Below are 16,378 nucleotides of genomic sequence, written 5' to 3' on the forward strand. Positions count from 1 at the left end.
TCCGGTGCGGCAGAATCCGAGTTTCGCGATGACCGACGTCGGGGAGATCCGGCGCCTCATCGAGCATCACCCGTGGGTCACGCTGGTCTCCGCGGGCGCGGACGGCCTGGTGGCCTCCCACTACGCCGTCCTGCTCGACGACGACCGCGACGACCTCACGATCGTGGGGCACGTCGGCAAGCCCGACGACGCGATCCTCGGGCTCGGCGACCGCGAGCTGCTCGTCGTCGTGCAGGGACCGCACGGATACATCACGCCGCGCTGGTACGGCGACGGCCCCGCGGTGCCGACCTGGAACTTCGTGTCGGCGCACCTCACTGGCATCCCGGAGATCCTCACGCCAGAGGAGAACCTGCACGTGCTCGACCGGCTGGTGGAGCGTTTCGAGGGCGAGGACGGTCGCGGGCTGTACCGCGCGCCGAACGATGCCGCGTTCGTCGACCGGCTCGCCGCCGGAACCGTCGGTTTCCGGCTGACCCCGACGCGGGTGGTGGGCAAGCGGAAGCTGAGCCAGAATCGCCCGCCCGAGGTCATCGACACGATCATCGAGGGTCTCGCCGCGGGCCCGTACGCCAACCCGGCTCTGGCCGCCGAGATGCAGCACGCCGCCGACGCGCGCCGACGCGCATGATCGGCGAGACCCCGGCGTTCGTGCGCGCCGTCCGGGTCGCCGGCCCCGGCCGGGAGTTCCTCCCGACGCCCGATGAGCCGGTCGACCTTGTCCTCGCGGGCGGCCGTATCGTCGACATCGCGCCGACCGGGAACCTGCGCCCGCGCGGCGTCGTCGTGGACGGTGACGGGGGATGGCTGCTCCCCGGGCTGTGGGACCACCACGTGCACGTCGTGCAATGGGCACTCACGGCCGATCGCGTCCCGCTCGGCGGCGCCGGGTCGGCGCGCGAAGCCGCCACGATGATGTCCGCCCTCCCGACGAGCGACGACGACCGCCGTATCGGCGTCGGCTTCCGCGACGGCCTCTGGCCCGACGAGCCCACGCTCGAGCTCCTGGATGCCACGACCGGCGAGGTCCCGACCTACCTCGTCAACGCCGATGTTCACAGCGTCTGGATGAACTCCGCGGCCTTCCGGCGCGAGGCCTTCGAGCCATCGGCATCCGGTGTCCTGTGCGAAGAGGACGCCTTCGAGATCTCCCGGCGGCTGAACGCGGTCGACCCCGAGGTGGGGGATCGCGCCGTCGAGCGGATGGCCCGTGCCGCCGCGGCACGCGGGCTCGTCGGCCTCGTCGACCTCGACATGACGTGGAACGACGAGCCGTGGCAGCGGCGCGTCGCCCGCGGCTTCGACACGCTGCGAGTGTCGTACGGCACGTACCCGCAGCACCTGGACCGCGCGATCGCCGAGGGCCTGCGCACGGGCAACCCGGTGCGCGGGGCGACGGACGACCTCGTGCGGGTGGGGCCGCTGAAGGCCATCACGGACGGCTCGCTCGGCACACGCACCGCCGCGTGCGCGCACCACTACCCGGGCGAGGTCGACAACCACGGGATGCTGACCATCCCGCCGGACGAGCTCGTCGACCTCATGACGCGTGCGACCGCGGCGGGCCTCGAGTGCGCGATTCACGCGATCGGCGACGTCGCGAACGCGCACGCCCTCGACGCCTACGCCCGCACCGGTGCGGTCGGCACGATCGAGCACGCGCAGCTCGTGGCCCACGCCGACATCCCGCGCTTCGCCCGCCTCGGTGTGTCCGCGAGCGTGCAGCCCGAGCATGCGCTCGACGACCGCGACATGACGGATGCCATCTGGGCCGAGCAGTCCGCGCAGCCCTACCCGCTTCGGGCCCTGGCCGACAGCGGCGCGAACCTGCTCTTCGGTTCCGACGCTCCCGTGGCGCCGCTCGACCCGTGGGCCGCGATCGCGTCCGCGGTGTTCCGCACGCGCGATGGCCGCGACGCGTGGCAGCCGCATCAGCGGGTCGACATCGACACCGCGATCGCGGCATCCACCGCCGGAGGTTCGACGGCCCCGGCCGAGATCGCCCCCGGTGCCCGCGCGGACCTCGTGATCGTGGATGCCGATCCGCGGTCCGCCGACGAACTGACTCTGCGCGCGATGCCCGTCCGGACGACCCTGCTCGCCGGCCGCGTCACGCACGCGTCCTGAGTCCGGCACGCGCGTGAGGGGTCAGTTTCTGTCGCCTCGGCCGTACAGAAGCGACAGAAATTGACCCCTCACGCAACGACGGAGGGGGCGGCGCCGAAGCGCCGCCCCCTCCGGAAGAGAGAACTCAGGCCGCGAGGTGCGCGAAAAGGAACCAGCGGTCCTTGTCGAGGCCGCGCTTGATCTCGATCGCGACGTCCTGGCTCGACAGGTCGGTCTCGTCGAGTCCGTCGATGGCGGTCTGGATGTCGACGAGCACGGCGTCGATGTCGGCGATGACGGCGCGGATCACGACGTCGGACTGCGCGAACCCGGCGGGGACGGCGGTCTCCTTCGCCTTCGCGGCGACGGTCGAGAGACGCGAGTCGATCGGCAGGCCGAGGGCGACGATGCGCTCGGCGGCGAGGTCGGCCCAGTCCTGCGCGTGGGCGACGACGGTGTCGAGCAGCTCGTGCACGCCGATGAAGTTGGCGCCGCGGACGTGCCAGTGGGCCTGCTTGCCGTTGACGACGAGGGCCTCGAGGCCGAGGACGACGGGCGAGAGGAACTGCGCGGTGCTGGAGGCCATGGTCGAGTCGACGGTGGTGGCGGCGGGCGTCTGAACGGTGCTCATGAGATCTCCTGAGTGTTGTACCGAAGTCGTGATGAGAGCAACGCTACTCACGCCAGAACATTCCGCAAGCAAGATGAGGCTCGGCTAAATGCCTGGTAGGAAGGCAATCCTCACCTCAGTCCGGAGCGTCCCGCGCGATAGTCTCGCCCCATGACGATCTCACCGGATGCCACGGTCCTCGCCCTCCCCGACGCGACGCCGGAGGTGCACGACACCGCGTTCGTGGCATCCGGGGCTCGCGTGATCGGTGCGGTCACCCTGAGCGAGGGGTCGAGCGTCTGGTACAACGCCGTCGTCCGTGGCGACAGCGCCGCGATCGTCCTCGGTCCGCGGAGCAACCTCCAGGACAACGTCTCGGTGCACGTCGACCGCGACCGTCCGGTCACGATCGGCGCCGACGTCTCGGTGGGGCACAACGCCGTGGTGCACGGCTGCACGATCGGCGACGGTTCGCTGATCGGGATGGGCAGCGTCGTGCTGTCCGGCGCCCGGATCGGACCCGGATGCCTCGTCGCCGGGGGAGCGGTGGTGCTCGAGGGCACGGTGGTTCCGGAGGGCTCCCTCGTCGCGGGCGTTCCCGCGAAGGTGCGCCGCGCCCTGACGCCCGAGGAGCGGGAGGGCATCCTCCGGAACGCGCAGACGTACCTCGGGCACTCCGAGCGGCACGGGAGCGCGGTGCGCGTCGACTGAGGATCGGACCGCGATCTCGAGGGGATCGTCCCGCGATCAGCCTTTCGCCGCACTCTCAGAGAGGTAGACCGGTTCGCTCCCGACCTCGATTGTCGCCGTGCCGGCGGTGAGCGCCCGGACGACTTCCCCCGTCGCCGACCGCACGTCGGTGACACGACCAGGTGGGGTGGTGATGCGGACCGAGGTCGTCGAGGCGTCGGTGCTCGCGAACGGCTCGTTGCGCCACATGACGCGTCGCTCGTCACCGCTCCGGTCCGTGAACGTGTAGGTGCTGACGTCCCCCTCGGGGGAGGTGACCGACGTGAAGGTATACCCATCGAGCTGCTGCACGAGCGTCGCCATCGTGGCAGCGGCGACCTTCGGCTGGAAAGCACCGATCTGCTCTGTGGGCTGACGGTAGAGGCCGAAGTTGTCTTCGGTCTGGGTCGGATCGGATCCATCGTCGAGCGCGTCGTACCACACCGTCTGCACGACCGTGGGCAAGGACTTCATCGTCACGTAGATCTTGATCAGGCCCGCGGCAGCTTGATCCTCGTTCAGCACGCGGCTGACATTTCCCAGAGGTGGAGTAGCAGTGGTGTTCGTCAGCCCGACCTCACTGACGATGATGGGAACGGACTTCCCTCCGTGATGCGAACGTGCGAGAGCATCGAGGCGGCGGATGCCGTTGCGGAGATCTGCGATGTCCGACGCGTAACCGTGGGTCGAAAGAATATCGGTGTACCGCAGTCCGCCCGCGTCCATGAAGTCGGCGAACCACGCGAAGGGGATGCCGTGCGTGTTCCCGGCGACGATCTTCACACCGGGATGCTCGGCCTTCACGCCTTGGTACACCGCCTTCACGAGCGTCGCGTAGCACGCGCCGGACTGGCAGTCGCTGGTGTTCCGACGAGGACGATTGAACTCGTTCCACACCTCTACTTTGTCGATGCTCGGGTTCGCGTCGAGCACGCTGTTGATGTAGCTCACGAAAGCCGCGCGTCCTTCGTCGGTCGTCGGCGGGGTCATCGGCCCGTCCATGTCGCCGGGGTAGGCGCGGGGGTTGCCGTAGCTGGCGACGAAGAGCATGTGCATGTCGTTCGCCTGGGTCGCTGCGGCGAGTTCCGACGCGAAGTCGGGAATCGTCGTGATGCCCGCCGTCCTTTCGACGCTCGTCCACGTCGTCTCGTCTCGGATCTCGCGGAAGCCGAGACCTGTCACGAGAGGAAGGGGTGGTGGCGAGGGGCCAGGTGGAGGACGCGAACGTCTGCTTGCCCCAGTGCGTGGCGACCGAGAAGAACGGGTCCGACGTCGCCGGCATGGCCCCGGTGATGAGGAGGTTCCCGGTGACGGGTCCGCGCCCATCGTCCAGCGTGAACGAGTAGAGGCCCGGGACCGAAATCTTCGGCGCGATGTGATCGGCGGGGAGGTCGTCCGTGGTGCCGGAATCGACGACCTTGCTGGATCGGTCCGCAACCGACCAGTTCACGGGCCCTTGCGCATCCTCGAACGCCAGGCTGACGTCAGCCGAGGACTCGAACAGCAGCGACGGGCTCGTCACACGCAGGGGCCGCGGGTCCACGAACAGGATGCCGGATCCCAGGACGACGATCGCGGTGACGAGGGCGATGGTGAGTGCCATTCCGACCGCGGCGAGGCTGCCGGTCCGGCTCATGCGCTCCGCGATCGTCTTCATTGCGGGTCAGCGTAACGGCGCCGTCTTGTGCGCGGGCTGGGGAGTGCGCCGAGCCCAGCGTTCTCGCCCCGGCTCACGACAAGTCGCGGTACGACCCGCACGAGCGCGATCATGCCGACCAGCTCGACCAGCGTCTGCGTCACGACGGCCGCGGATGCCAGAGCCATCGGCTCGGGCAGGGCGAGCGCGAGCGGCAGCACAACCAGCGAATTCCGCGTCGACCCCGACAGCACCGTCGCTCGCACGGCGGCGACATCCTGGCGGAACATCCGGGCGACCAGGATGCCGAGCACCGGAGCGACCACGAGGAACGCGACGTAGAGCGGCGCGATCACGAGGAGCTCGGCCACGTGCGTGCGCACCACGTCGATCTGCGCCCCGACGATCACGGCCAGGGTGAGAGCGAGGAGCGGCACCATGCTGGCATCCATCGTCCGCTCGACGGCGCGCGCGGCGCGGACGCGTCGCCCCAGCCACTGGGTGAGCGCGGCCAGCCCCACGGGCAGAACGATGAAGAGGAGGAAGGCTCCGACGAACGGGGCCATGTCGATCGAACCCACGACGCCCGGACCCGCCATCACGCTCAGGAACACCGGAAGCAAGGCCAGCTGAGCGAGCATCAGCACCGGCGACACGGCGAGGAGACGGGATGCCGAGCCCCCGGCGAGCCGCGTGAACACGACGACATAGTCGATGCAGGGGGAGAGGAGCACCAACAGCACTCCGACGAGCAGCGCCTGGTTGTGCGTCACGAAGCGCGAGAGACCGAAGACGAGCACCGGAACGAAGACGAAGTTCAGGACCAGCACGGCGGCGAGGAAGCGCAGATCGCGAAACGCCCGACCCAGCTCGGCGAACGGGGCCGCGAGGAACGTGGCGAACAGCAGGACGATCAGCGCCGGAGTGACGAGGGCATCGAGGCCCGCCCCGCTTCCGGGAACGGCGAGCCCGATCGCGCCGCCGACGAGCATCCCCGCGAGATAGAGCGGGATCTGCCAGCGGTTCGCCCACGCGATCATCGGATCGAGCCTACGGCGCGGCACCCCCTCGGTCGGGTCGGTGCCCGCGCGTAGCCTGGCGCCATGCACATCGAGAAGCTCGAACCCGGCGAGGTCTTCGTGTTCGGGTCGAACGGGTCCGGCGCCCACGGCGGCGGCGCAGCCCGTTTCGCCCTCGACCATTTCGGTGCCGCATGGGGCCAGTCCGAGGGGCTCCAGGGCCAGTCCTACGGCATCGACACGATGTCGGGGCCGGCCGTGTTCGAGGAGCATGCTCGGCGATTCGTCGCGTTCGCGGTTGAGCACCCGGAGCTGCGGTTCCTCGTGACCGAGGTCGGCTGCGGGATCGCCGGTTACCGGCCCGAGCAGGTCGCCGGGTTCTTCGCGGGAGCGGGGGAGAACGTGGCGCTGCCGGAGTCGTTCCGAGCTGTGCTCAAGAGGGACTGAGCCGGCCCTGACGTCCCACGGCTGCTCACCAGCGGCAGTCGCCTCAGCGATGACGAGTCCGCGCAGAGCTCCCGACCCAACCGAAGACTTCCTCACAGGAGACACTCAGCATGGGGGTCCCAACCGCTAGTGTCCGTCTCGTACGGAGTCAACAGCAACGTTCTGGAGGAACCATGTCCGTCGAAAGCAATCGGCCCGCGGCCGCTCCCGTCCCCGGTCGCACCCTGGGCATCGTCGCCCTCGTCGTCGCGATCTTCTTCAACGTCATCGGGCTGATCCTGGGCATCGTCGCGTTGGTGCAGAGCCGCAAGGCCGGACACAAGAACGGCTTCGCCGTCGCGGCGATCATCGTGGGTGCGGTGCTCACGGTCGTCGGGATCATCGTGGCCATCCTGGTCGTTTCGGCCATCGGCTTCGGCGCGGCCGCCTACCAGGCCTGTGAGGCCGCCGGCTTCACGGGCACCGTGCTCGTCAATGGCAACGAGGTCGCCTGCAGCACACTGGGCGGCTGACCGACGACGAGGCCGGCCCGCTCCGAAAGGGCGGGCCGACCTCGTCGTGCCGAACGGATACCAGCATCTTGGAGGGGATGACGGGAATCGAACCCGCACCATCAGTTTGGAAGACTGAGGCTCTACCATTGAGCTACATCCCCGCGGCGGCGAACCGCAGCGTCGACAACTCTACTTCACGTCCGCCGGTGTCATGGACACCTGCGTCGCCGCAACAGAGGATGTGCCCCGATCCCGTCCGCGAGGAGCTGTTGTCGCAGCCGCGGACACGGCGCCCCCGCTGAAGCACATGGCATCCGATCTCCTCCCAGACCGGCCCCTGCACCTCGATCGACTAGACTTCCAGGGGTCGTTTCGTCGAACGCGTGCTGCGCGTCGCTCCGGGGCGTAGCTCAGCTTGGTAGAGCGCCCGCTTTGGGAGCGGGAGGCCGCAGGTTCAAATCCTGTCGCCCCGACGCAACGGCCCCACAGACCCCAGGCCTAGCCGGCCCCCGCGTCCGCGCGGGCCACACGAGGAGAACACACCGCATGGTCAACAGCACCGTCGAGAAGCTCAGCCCGACTCGGGTCAAGCTCCACATCACGGTCTCGCCCGAAGAGCTCAAGCCGAGCATCACCCACGCCTACGAGCACATCGCTCAGGACGTGCAGATCCCCGGCTTCCGCAAGGGCAAGGTGCCCGCGCCGATCATCGACCAGCGCATCGGTCGCGGCGCCGTCATCGAGCACGCCGTCAACGAGGGTCTCGACGGGTTCTACCGCCAGGCCGTCGAAGACCAGGAGCTGCGCGTCATCGGCCGCCCCAGCGCCGAGATCGTCGAACTCCCCGAGCTGAAGGACTACTCGGGCGACCTGGTCGTCGACGTCGAGGTCGACGTCCGCCCCGAGTTCGACCTGCCCGCCTACGACTCCATCACCGTGACCGTCGACGCCGTCGAGGCCGACGAGGCGGCCGTGGATGCCGAGCTCGACCGCCTGCGCGCCCGCTTCGGCACCCTCGTGACCGTCGACCGTCCCGCCGCGAAGGGCGACTTCGTAGAGCTCGACCTCGTCGCCACGATCGACGGCACCGAGATCGACCGCGCCGAGGGCGTGTCGTACGAGGTCGGTTCCGGCGAGCTGCTCGAGGGCATCGACGAGGCCATCGACTCGCTCACCGCCGACGAGCAGACCACGTTCCGCTCGAAGCTCGTCGGTGGCGACCACGCCGGCGAAGAGGCCGAGGTCTCCGTCACGATCACGGCTGTCAAGGAGCGCGAGCTGCCCGACGCCGACGACGACTTCGCCCAGATGGCATCCGAGTTCGACACGCTCGAAGAGCTCCGTGCGTCGCTCGCCGAGCGCGTCTCCGAGCAGTCGGTCTTCACGCAGGGCGCCGCCGCGCGCGACAAGTTCGTCGAGGCGCTCATCGAGGCCGTCGAGATCCCCGTTCCGCCGCAGCTCATCGAGGACGAGGTCCACACCCACCTCGAGGGCGAGAACCGCCTCGAGGACGACGTGCACCGCGCCGAGGTCACCGAGGCCAGCGAGAAGCAGTTCCGCACCCAGATGATCCTCGACAAGATCGCCGAGGACGCCAACGTCCAGGTCTCGCAGGACGAGCTGACGCAGTACCTCATCCAGTCGGCCGCGCAGTACGGCATGGCTCCGCAGGACTTCGTCAACGCGCTGCAGCAGGGCAACCAGCTGCCCGCGATGGTCGGCGAGGTCGCCCGCAACAAGGCGCTCGCGATCGCGCTCGGCAAGGTCACCGTCGTCGACACCAACGGCAAGCCCGTCGACCTGACCGGCTTCGTCGCCGTCGAGGGCGAAGAGCCCGTCGACGCCGAGGAAGAGGTCGTCGAAGAGGCTCAGGAGATCGCCGACGCCGCTGCCGACGCGGACGCCGTCGTCGAGGCCGAGGAAGCCGCCGCCGAGGAGGCCCCCAAGAAGGCCCCCGCCAAGAAGCGCGCTCCCGCCAAGAAGAAGGCTGCCGACAGCGAGTAAGCCTCGTCCGGTTCGCTGACAGGGGGTGGATGCCATGGCATCCGCCCCCTGTTCTGTTCCGCGCTCGCGGTCGAGCGTCCAAGACACGCCGCGCCGGGCTCGCGCGATACGGCGTGTCCCGGACACTCGACGGCGGACCACACGACACGGCACAGGGGAGGACACCCATGAACGACTGGCAGGAACGCGTCGACGCGGTCTGGGACGACGCGACGCTGACCGAGCAAGAGGTCATCGATCGCATCGACGCGCTCGCGAGCGAACGGCCCGAGGACGACACGGTCGCCCTCTTCGAACGCGCGGGCGCGCGGGACTCCGCCGGGCTCGAGGCCGAGGCCGAGGTGCTCTACCGCCGTGCGCTGGACGGCGGGCTCGACGACGAGCGTCGCACGCGCGCGACGATCCAGCTCGCCAGCACGATCCGCAACCTCAGCAAGATCGACGAGGCGCGAGAGATGTTGCGGGCGGAGTACGAGCGCGAGCCTCGCGGACCGCTCCACGACGCGGCCGCGGCGTTCTACGCCCTCGCGCTCGTGTCGGCCGGAGAGGCCGAGCGGGCGGCATCCATCGCTCTGGAAACCCTCGCTCCGCACCTGCCGCGTTACACCCGATCGGTCACCGGATACGCCCGCGAGATCGCGGACGGACACGCCTGATCCGCCCGCGGCGAACACGGCGACCCGCCCCGAATCGCGCCGGTAGATTCGTTGCAGATCACCGGAAGAGGAGCACAAATGCCCGAACCCCTTATGGCAACGAGCGTCTTCGACAGGCTGCTCAAGGACCGCATCATCTGGCTCGGTTCGGAGGTGCGTGACGAGAACGCCAACGAGATCTGCGCCAAGATCCTGCTGCTCGCGGCAGAGGACTCGCAGAAGGACATCTACCTCTACATCAACTCGCCCGGCGGCTCGATCACGGCCGGCATGGCGATCTACGACACCATGCAGTTCGTCCCGAACGACATCGTGACCGTCGGCATCGGCATGGCCGCCTCGATGGGACAGCTGCTGCTGACCAGCGGCACCAAGGGCAAGCGCTACATCACGCCCAACGCCCGCGTGCTGCTGCACCAGCCGCACGGTGGCTTCGGCGGTACCGCGAGCGACATCCAGACGCAGGCGCAGCTCATCCTCGACATGAAGAAGCGTCTCGCAGAGATCACGGCCGCGCAGACCGGCAAGACCGTGGAGCAGATCAACGCCGACGGCGACCGCGACCGCTGGTTCAGCGCTCAGGAGGCGCTCGAGTACGGCTTCGTCGACCACATGCGCGAGCACGCAAGCGACGTCGCCGGCGGCGGCGGGACCGCGGCCTGAGGCCGAGGGCGAGAGGAAAGGACACCGCAATGCACACTCCCACCTTCGGCGGCAGCGCTCTGCAGATGCCGAGCAGCCGCTACATCCTGCCCCAGTTCGAGGAGCGCACGGCCTACGGCTACAAGCGCCAGGACCCGTACAACAAGCTGTTCGAGGACCGCGTCATCTTCCTGGGCGTCCAGGTCGACGACGCCTCGGCGGATGACGTCATGGCCCAGCTGCTCGTGCTCGAGTCGCAGGACCCCGACCGCGACATCATCATGTACATCAACTCGCCCGGTGGCTCGTTCACGGCCATGACGGCGATCTACGACACGATGCAGTACATCTCGCCCCAGATCCAGACGGTCGTGCTCGGCCAGGCGGCGTCCGCGGCATCCGTCCTGCTCGCGGCCGGCGCCCCCGGCAAGCGTCTCGCCCTCCCGAACGCCCGCATCCTGATCCACCAGCCCGCCGTCGGCGAGTCCGGTCACGGTCAGGCGTCGGACATCGAGATCCAGGCGGCCGAGATCATGCGCATGCGCACGTGGCTCGAAGAGACGATGTCCCGTCACACGGGTCAGGACGTCGCGAAGGTCAATAAGGACATCGACCGCGACAAGATCCTCTCCGCTCAGGAGGCGCTCGAGTACGGCATCGTCGACCAGGTGCTCACGAGCCGTAAGCGCGTCCCGGCGGCCCTCACCGCCTGACCCGCTCCACCCGATGCCCCGCCGGATCCGTCCGGCGGGGCATCGTCGTGTCCGGCGGGTCCTTCTCGCGTGAGTCGCGAATTCGCGTGGGGGAGACGGATGCCGGGACCTCGGCGCGCGGCCCGTGTGTCCGCCCGTGGCGATCAAGAGGACGGCGCTCGCGCAAATGCCCTCGAATGTCCCGGGCACCGGTTAGGCTCAAAGTCACTCCGGCGTGGGGCCGGGAATGAGGAGGCACGGGCATGGCACGCATCGGGGAGAGCGCCGATCTGTTCAAATGCTCCTTCTGCGGCAAGAGCCAGAAGCAGGTGCAGCAGCTGATCGCCGGTCCGGGCGTGTACATCTGCGACGAGTGCGTCGAGCTGTGCAACGAGATCATCGAAGAGCGCATGGCCGAGTCCTCGACGGGCGAGGTCGCCGACTTCGACCTCCCGAAGCCCCGCGAGATCTTCGGCTTCCTCGAGGAGTACGTCGTCGGGCAGGAGCCCGCGAAGCGTGCCCTCGCCGTCGCCGTCTACAACCACTACAAGCGTGTGCGTTCCCACGGCACCCTGCAGCCCGCCGAGCAGCGCGCCGAAGAGATCGACATCGCCAAGAGCAACATCCTGCTCCTGGGTCCGACCGGGTGCGGCAAGACCTACCTCGCGCAGACGCTCGCGAAGCGCCTCAACGTCCCCTTCGCGGTGGCGGATGCCACGGCCCTCACCGAGGCCGGCTACGTCGGTGAGGACGTCGAGAACATCCTCCTCAAGCTTCTCCAGGCCGCCGACTTCGACGTCAAGCGCGCCGAGACCGGCATCATCTACATCGACGAGGTCGACAAGATCGCCCGCAAGGCCGAGAACCCCTCGATCACGCGCGACGTGTCGGGTGAGGGCGTCCAGCAGGCGCTGCTGAAGATCCTCGAGGGCACGGTCGCCTCGGTCCCGCCGCAGGGTGGCCGCAAGCACCCGCACCAGGAGTTCATCCAGATCGACACGACGAACGTCCTGTTCATCGTGGCCGGCGCCTTCGCCGGGCTGGAAGAGATCATCTCCTCGCGCGTCGGCAAGCACGGCGTCGGCTTCGGCGCGCCCTTGCACCGCAAGGAGGACGCGCCCGACCTCTTCAGCGAGGTCCTGCCGGAAGACCTGCACAAGTTCGGTCTGATCCCCGAGTTCATCGGGCGCCTGCCCGTCGTGGCATCCGTCTCACCTCTCGACCAGGACGCGCTGATGGAGATCCTCACGGCGCCGCGCAACGCGCTCGTCAAGCAGTATCAGCGCATGTTCGAGCTCGACGGCGTCCAGCTCGAGTTCGAGGAAGACGCGCTGCGCGCGATCGCCGACCTCGCCGTGGCGCGCAAGACCGGTGCCCGTGGCCTCCGGGCGATCCTCGAAGACGTGCTCGGTCCGGTGATGTTCGACATCCCGTCGGCCGAAGACGTGGCGAAGGTCGTCATCACGCGCGCGTCGGTCGAAGACCGCGCCCCCGCGACCGTGGTGCTGGCGCAGAAGCGCAAGAGCGCCTGACACGGTCTGGTGACGGAGAGCCGATGATCCGTCGCCGTCTCACCGTCATCGCCTCGGTTGCGGTCGGCTCCTGCGTCGTCGTCGCTGTCGCGGTGCTGTACCTGCTCCAGAGCGCCACCGGCCTGTTCGGAACCGTCGGACAGGCCATCGCGGACTCGGAGAACGGTGACGTGCTGGCCGCGCGTCTCGTCCGGGACACCGCCGACGACCTGACCAGCTCGCTCGGCTACATCCCGAGAGCAATGGATGCCGAAACCCGAGCCGCGACGACGTTCACCGGTGCGACGGGTCAGGTGACTGTGACCCCGCTCGCCTGGAGCGGCGACGGCTCGCCGGGCGACCCCGCGGTCGTCGACGTGCGAATCGCCGCCGAGGTCGCGGGGCGGGAGAGAGCTCCCTGGAGCAAGGGCAACTCGCCCGGGTCCGCGTCGGGCTGCTTCCGATTCACCATGCCGGTCGGGGAGTACGCGAACGCGCAACCGATCGACTGCCCCGCGAGCACGACTACCGTCGAACCTCCCGTCGCGTCGAACGCACCCGAACTGCCCACCGACGCCGAAGAACGTCTCCGGAACGCACTGTCCGCGACCGACGTCTCGGCGGAGAGCGTCCGTGCCCTGTTCGCGGACCCGACGACCACGGTCGAGGTCAGCGTCACCGACGAAGGGGAGACCGTCGCCGCCGTCGGGGCGCCTGCCGCCCGCGACTGCGTCGTTCTGGTGCGCCACGCCGACGGCACGATCGAACCGGTCGACTTCCGACGCATCTCGCTCGAGCCGGGCGAGGTGGGCTGCTCGACGAGCCTGTACACGAACCCGCCGTTCTGAGCGCGGGAGGGGGCTCCCGTCAGACCGTGAGGCCCCGGCGTTCGAGCAGCGGCTGGATCTCGGCATCCCGTCCGCGGAAATCGCGGTAGGCCTCGAGCGGGTCGCCCGAGCCGCCGACGCCCAGCAGCCGCTGGCGGAACCGGTCGCCGTTCTCGCGCGTGAGCCCGCCGTTCTCGCGGAACCACTCGACCGTGTCGGCGTCGAGCACCTCGCTCCAGATGTAGGAGTAGTACCCGGCGCTGTAGCCGCCCGAGAACACGTGCGCGAAGTACGTGGATGCGTAGCGCGTCGGGACCACCGGGTTGTCGAGGCCGATGTCGGCGAGGGCGGCCGCCTCGAACGCGGCGACGTCGATCTCCCGCGACGCTTCTTCGACGCTCAGGCCGTGCCACGCCTGGTCGATCCAGGATGCCGCGAGGTACTCGCTCGTGGCGAAGCCCTGGTTGAACGCCTCCGAAGCGTGCAGCCGCTCGACGACGTCGGCGGGGAGCGGCTCGCCGGTCTCGTGGTGCCGTGCGTAGTGCGCGAGGATTTCGGGCCAGAAGATCCACATCTCGTTCACCTGGCTGGGGAACTCCACGAAGTCGCGGTGCACCGCGGTGCCCGCGAAGTGCGGGTAGGTGACCGTGGCGAACAGGCCGTGCAGCGCGTGCCCGAACTCGTGGAACAGCGTCGTGACCTCGTCGAGCGTGAGGAGCGTCGGCGTTCCGGGCGCAGGCTTGTTGACGTTGAGGTTGTTCACGACCACCGGCGCCGTGCCGCGAAGCCGCGACTGCGTGACGATCGAGTTCATCCACGCGCCGCCGCGCTTGGAGTCGCGCGTGTAGAGGTCGAGCAGGAACAGCCCGAGCTCGCTGCCGTCGGCGTTGTGCACCTCGAACACGCGGACGTCGGGGTGGTAGCCCTGCAGGTCGTGGCGCTCGGAGATCCGGATGCCGTACAGCTGCTCGGCGGCCGAGAACACGCCGTCCCGCAGCACGCGCTCCGCCTCGAACCACGGGCGCAACGCGGCACGGTCGAGGTCGTACTGCTCCGCACGGACCTTCTCGGTGTAGAACGCCCAGTCGTGCGCCTCGATCCGGATGCCGTCGCCGTCGGCGATGCGCTGGAGCGCGGCCTGCTCGGCCCGGGCGTTGGCGGCCGCGGGCACGGCGAGGCGGCGCAGTAGATCGTGGACTGCTTCGGGCGACCCCGCGGTCTGGTCGGCGAGCACGGCGGCGGCGTGCGAGGGGTAGCCGAGGAGGGCCGCTCGCTCGGCGCGCAGCCGCACGATCTCGCGCAGGGTGGCGCGGTTGTCGTGGGCGTTGCCGCGGGTGCCGCGCGCTCGAGACGCTTCGAGCAGCCGGCGGCGGCTCTCGCGGTTCGTGAGCGAGGCGAGGTACGGGTGCCCGGTGTAGAGAGTCAGGGTCACGACGTAGCGTCCGTCGAGCCCGCGCTCGGTCGCGGCCTGCGCCGCGGCGGACAGCTCGCCCTCGCTGAGGCCGTCGAGCTCGGCCGCGTCGTCGAACACGACCGCGAGGTCGTTGGTGTCGGCCAGGAGGTTCTTCTCGAACGTCGTCGTGAGCGTCGAGAGACGCTGGTTGAGGTCGGTGAGCTTCTGCTTCTGCGCCTCGTCGAGTCCGGCACCGGCCAGCGACATCTCGCGGTACCGACGCTCCACGAGGTAGCGGCTCTCGGCATCCAGGTCGAGGATGTCCAGCGTGTCGTGCACGGCCGTGACGCGCGCGTACAGCGCCGCGTCGAGCTGAATCGCGTCGCCGTGGGCCGACATGAGCGGCGCGAGCTCTTCCTCGACGGCCTGCACCTCGGCCGTGCCGTCGGCGGATGCCACGGTGTAGAACGTCCGCGCGACGCGGTCGAGCAGCGCACCGCTGCGCTCCAGCGCGACGAGGGTGTTCTCGAACGTCGGGGCCTCGGTCTGCGCGGTGATCGCGTCGACCTCGGCCCGTTGCGCGGCGAACGCCTCGTGGAACGCGGGGAGGTAGTGCTCGACCCGAATGCTGCCGTACGGCGGCAGGTCGTAGGGGAGGGGCGTCGGAGCGAGGAGGGGATTGGTCACGGCATCCGTCATCGTTCCAGCGTAGTCACCGGGCCCGCGCATGGTTACAAAGAAGTGTTTGCATACACCCGATTGCAAAGGTATCTTTGCATTCATGAGTTCCGATTCCCGTCCCGAGGGGCGAGTCCTCGACGCCGGCGCCCTGCGCGCCCTGGCGCACCCCCTTCGCGTCCGGCTCTATGAACTGCTGAGCCAGTACGGGCCGCAGACGGCCAGTGGGCTCGCCGCCCTGACGGGGGAGTCGACCGGCGCGACCAGCTACCACTTGCGGGCGCTCGCCAAACACGACCTGATCCGCGAGGTCGCGGGACGCGGAACGGCACGCGAGCGGTGGTGGGAGCGGCCCAAGGGGGCGGTGACACTCGTGAACCCCGAGATGGCGACCACGCCGAGCGGACGCGCGGTGATGGAAGCCGTCCACTCCGAGACGCTCACGCTGCGCCAGCAGCAGCTCATGTCGTTCGTCACGCACGGCTGGGATGAGGACGAGGAGTGGTTCGACAAGAGCCTCATCTCGACCGCGAGTGCCCGGCTCACTGTCGAACAGATGGCGGAACTCGGCGACCGACTGCAGTCGATCATCGCCGAAACCGTCGACCGCTACCGAGATCAGACCGGCGAAGGCCTCCGCGTGGTAACCATGCGGGCCGACGTCTTCCCGCTCCCCACCGATGGAGGCATCCGATGAGCGCTCTCACCGCACCCCTCGCCACGCCGACCGCGCCCGAGCGTCTCCTACTGACGCTGTCGCGCATCCTCGCCGACCACGCTCATGCCCGCATGCGTGCCCGCGCGGCGCGCGCTGACGTCACCGCGCAGCGCGAGGCCGTCCTCGCCGCCGGAGCACGCCCGGAGTTCGCGGCAGAGGCCTACCTGCGGGTGCGCTGAGCCAAGAGGAAGGGCCGGGTGCATGGCATCCCGGCCC

The 16,378-nt window shown here is 69.2% G+C and carries 17 protein-coding genes and 2 tRNA genes; 14 read left to right on the forward strand and 5 right to left on the reverse strand.

Annotated features, from left to right (window positions below):
• The first annotated feature begins 4 nt into the window (after positions 1-4).
• On the forward strand, positions 5-631 hold the full coding sequence (locus RKD05_RS14660; RefSeq protein ID WP_424711029.1) for an FMN-binding negative transcriptional regulator: 627 nt from the start codon (positions 5-7) through the stop codon (positions 629-631).
• Positions 628-2,127: an amidohydrolase gene (locus tag RKD05_RS14665; protein ID WP_424711031.1), complete on the forward strand. Its 1,500-nt coding sequence runs from the start codon at positions 628-630 to the stop codon at positions 2,125-2,127. The genes RKD05_RS14660 and RKD05_RS14665 overlap by 4 nt, the downstream gene beginning before the upstream one ends.
• Before the next feature lie 124 nt (positions 2,128-2,251).
• Here RKD05_RS14665 and RKD05_RS14670 read toward each other — a convergent pair whose 3' ends face one another.
• Positions 2,252-2,737 carry a Dps family protein gene (locus tag RKD05_RS14670; RefSeq protein ID WP_134126623.1) on the reverse strand — a complete coding sequence of 162 codons (486 nt, stop codon included), beginning with the start codon at positions 2,735-2,737 and terminating at the stop codon, positions 2,252-2,254.
• Between the two features lie 150 nt (positions 2,738-2,887).
• Between RKD05_RS14670 and RKD05_RS14675 the strand changes: the two genes are divergently transcribed.
• Entirely contained in the window at positions 2,888-3,427 is a 540-nt protein-coding gene (locus tag RKD05_RS14675) for a gamma carbonic anhydrase family protein (RefSeq protein ID WP_424711032.1), read from the forward strand.
• A gap of 36 nt (positions 3,428-3,463) precedes the next feature.
• Here RKD05_RS14675 and RKD05_RS14680 read toward each other — a convergent pair whose 3' ends face one another.
• Together RKD05_RS14680 and RKD05_RS14685 are read right to left on the reverse strand one after the other, a co-directional pair.
• On the reverse strand, positions 3,464-4,627 hold the full coding sequence (locus RKD05_RS14680) for a hypothetical protein (RefSeq protein WP_424711033.1): 1,164 nt from the start codon (positions 4,625-4,627) through the stop codon (positions 3,464-3,466).
• 471 nt (positions 4,628-5,098) lie between these two features.
• The gene (locus tag RKD05_RS14685; RefSeq protein WP_424711034.1) at positions 5,099-6,121 is read right to left on the reverse strand and encodes an arsenic resistance protein; all 1,023 of its coding nucleotides are present in this window, start codon (positions 6,119-6,121) and stop codon (positions 5,099-5,101) included.
• 63 nt (positions 6,122-6,184) lie between these two features.
• Between RKD05_RS14685 and RKD05_RS14690 the strand changes: the two genes are divergently transcribed.
• On the forward strand, positions 6,185-6,547 hold the full coding sequence (locus RKD05_RS14690) for an A1S_2505 family phage non-structural protein (protein WP_424711036.1): 363 nt from the start codon (positions 6,185-6,187) through the stop codon (positions 6,545-6,547).
• 173 nt (positions 6,548-6,720) lie between these two features.
• Complete coding sequence (locus tag RKD05_RS14695; protein ID WP_424711038.1) at positions 6,721-7,059, forward strand: hypothetical protein; 339 nt, start codon at positions 6,721-6,723, stop codon at positions 7,057-7,059.
• Positions 7,060-7,128: 69 nt separating this feature from the next.
• Here RKD05_RS14695 and RKD05_RS14700 read toward each other — a convergent pair.
• Positions 7,129-7,202 (reverse strand) — tRNA-Gly (locus tag RKD05_RS14700).
• Between the two features lie 238 nt (positions 7,203-7,440).
• Between RKD05_RS14700 and RKD05_RS14705 the strand changes: the two genes are divergently transcribed.
• The 7 genes from RKD05_RS14705 (at position 7,441) to RKD05_RS14735 (ending at position 13,394) form a co-directional block, all read left to right on the forward strand.
• A tRNA-Pro gene (locus tag RKD05_RS14705) sits at positions 7,441-7,514 on the forward strand.
• A gap of 73 nt (positions 7,515-7,587) precedes the next feature.
• Positions 7,588-9,045 (forward strand): trigger factor, encoded by a 1,458-nt coding sequence (gene tig, locus RKD05_RS14710; RefSeq protein ID WP_063257656.1) that lies wholly within the window; start codon positions 7,588-7,590, stop codon positions 9,043-9,045.
• Positions 9,046-9,212: 167 nt separating this feature from the next.
• Positions 9,213-9,701, forward strand: a complete 489-nt coding sequence (locus RKD05_RS14715; protein ID WP_424711039.1) for a tetratricopeptide repeat protein — start codon at positions 9,213-9,215, stop codon at positions 9,699-9,701.
• A gap of 78 nt (positions 9,702-9,779) precedes the next feature.
• Positions 9,780-10,364 carry an ATP-dependent Clp protease proteolytic subunit gene (locus tag RKD05_RS14720; protein ID WP_022878827.1) on the forward strand — a complete coding sequence of 195 codons (585 nt, stop codon included), beginning with the start codon at positions 9,780-9,782 and terminating at the stop codon, positions 10,362-10,364.
• 29 nt (positions 10,365-10,393) lie between these two features.
• Positions 10,394-11,056 (forward strand): ATP-dependent Clp protease proteolytic subunit, encoded by a 663-nt coding sequence (locus RKD05_RS14725; RefSeq protein ID WP_063257658.1) that lies wholly within the window; start codon positions 10,394-10,396, stop codon positions 11,054-11,056.
• Between the two features lie 242 nt (positions 11,057-11,298).
• The gene (gene clpX / locus RKD05_RS14730) at positions 11,299-12,567 is read left to right on the forward strand and encodes an ATP-dependent Clp protease ATP-binding subunit ClpX (protein WP_424711041.1); all 1,269 of its coding nucleotides are present in this window, start codon (positions 11,299-11,301) and stop codon (positions 12,565-12,567) included.
• A 23-nt stretch (positions 12,568-12,590) separates the two neighbouring features.
• Entirely contained in the window at positions 12,591-13,394 is an 804-nt protein-coding gene (locus tag RKD05_RS14735; protein ID WP_424711042.1) for a hypothetical protein, read from the forward strand.
• A 19-nt stretch (positions 13,395-13,413) separates the two neighbouring features.
• On the opposite strand, the gene RKD05_RS14740 is transcribed toward RKD05_RS14735, so the two are convergent.
• Positions 13,414-15,465 carry a M3 family metallopeptidase gene (locus RKD05_RS14740; RefSeq protein WP_424711043.1) on the reverse strand — a complete coding sequence of 684 codons (2,052 nt, stop codon included), beginning with the start codon at positions 15,463-15,465 and terminating at the stop codon, positions 13,414-13,416.
• A gap of 82 nt (positions 15,466-15,547) precedes the next feature.
• Here RKD05_RS14740 and RKD05_RS14745 point away from each other — a divergent pair, with 82 nt between their 5' ends.
• Positions 15,548-16,141, forward strand: coding sequence for a helix-turn-helix domain-containing protein (locus RKD05_RS14745; RefSeq protein WP_424711045.1), 594 nt, complete (start codon positions 15,548-15,550; stop codon positions 16,139-16,141).
• The gene (locus RKD05_RS14750; protein WP_424711047.1) at positions 16,138-16,341 is read left to right on the forward strand and encodes a hypothetical protein; all 204 of its coding nucleotides are present in this window, start codon (positions 16,138-16,140) and stop codon (positions 16,339-16,341) included. Before RKD05_RS14745 ends, RKD05_RS14750 begins: the two co-directional genes overlap by 4 nt.
• Positions 16,342-16,378: the final 37 nt, after the last annotated feature.

This window comes from Microbacterium sp. SLBN-111, from assembly GCF_049739645.1.
Taxonomy (GTDB): Bacteria; Actinomycetota; Actinomycetes; order Actinomycetales; family Microbacteriaceae; genus Microbacterium.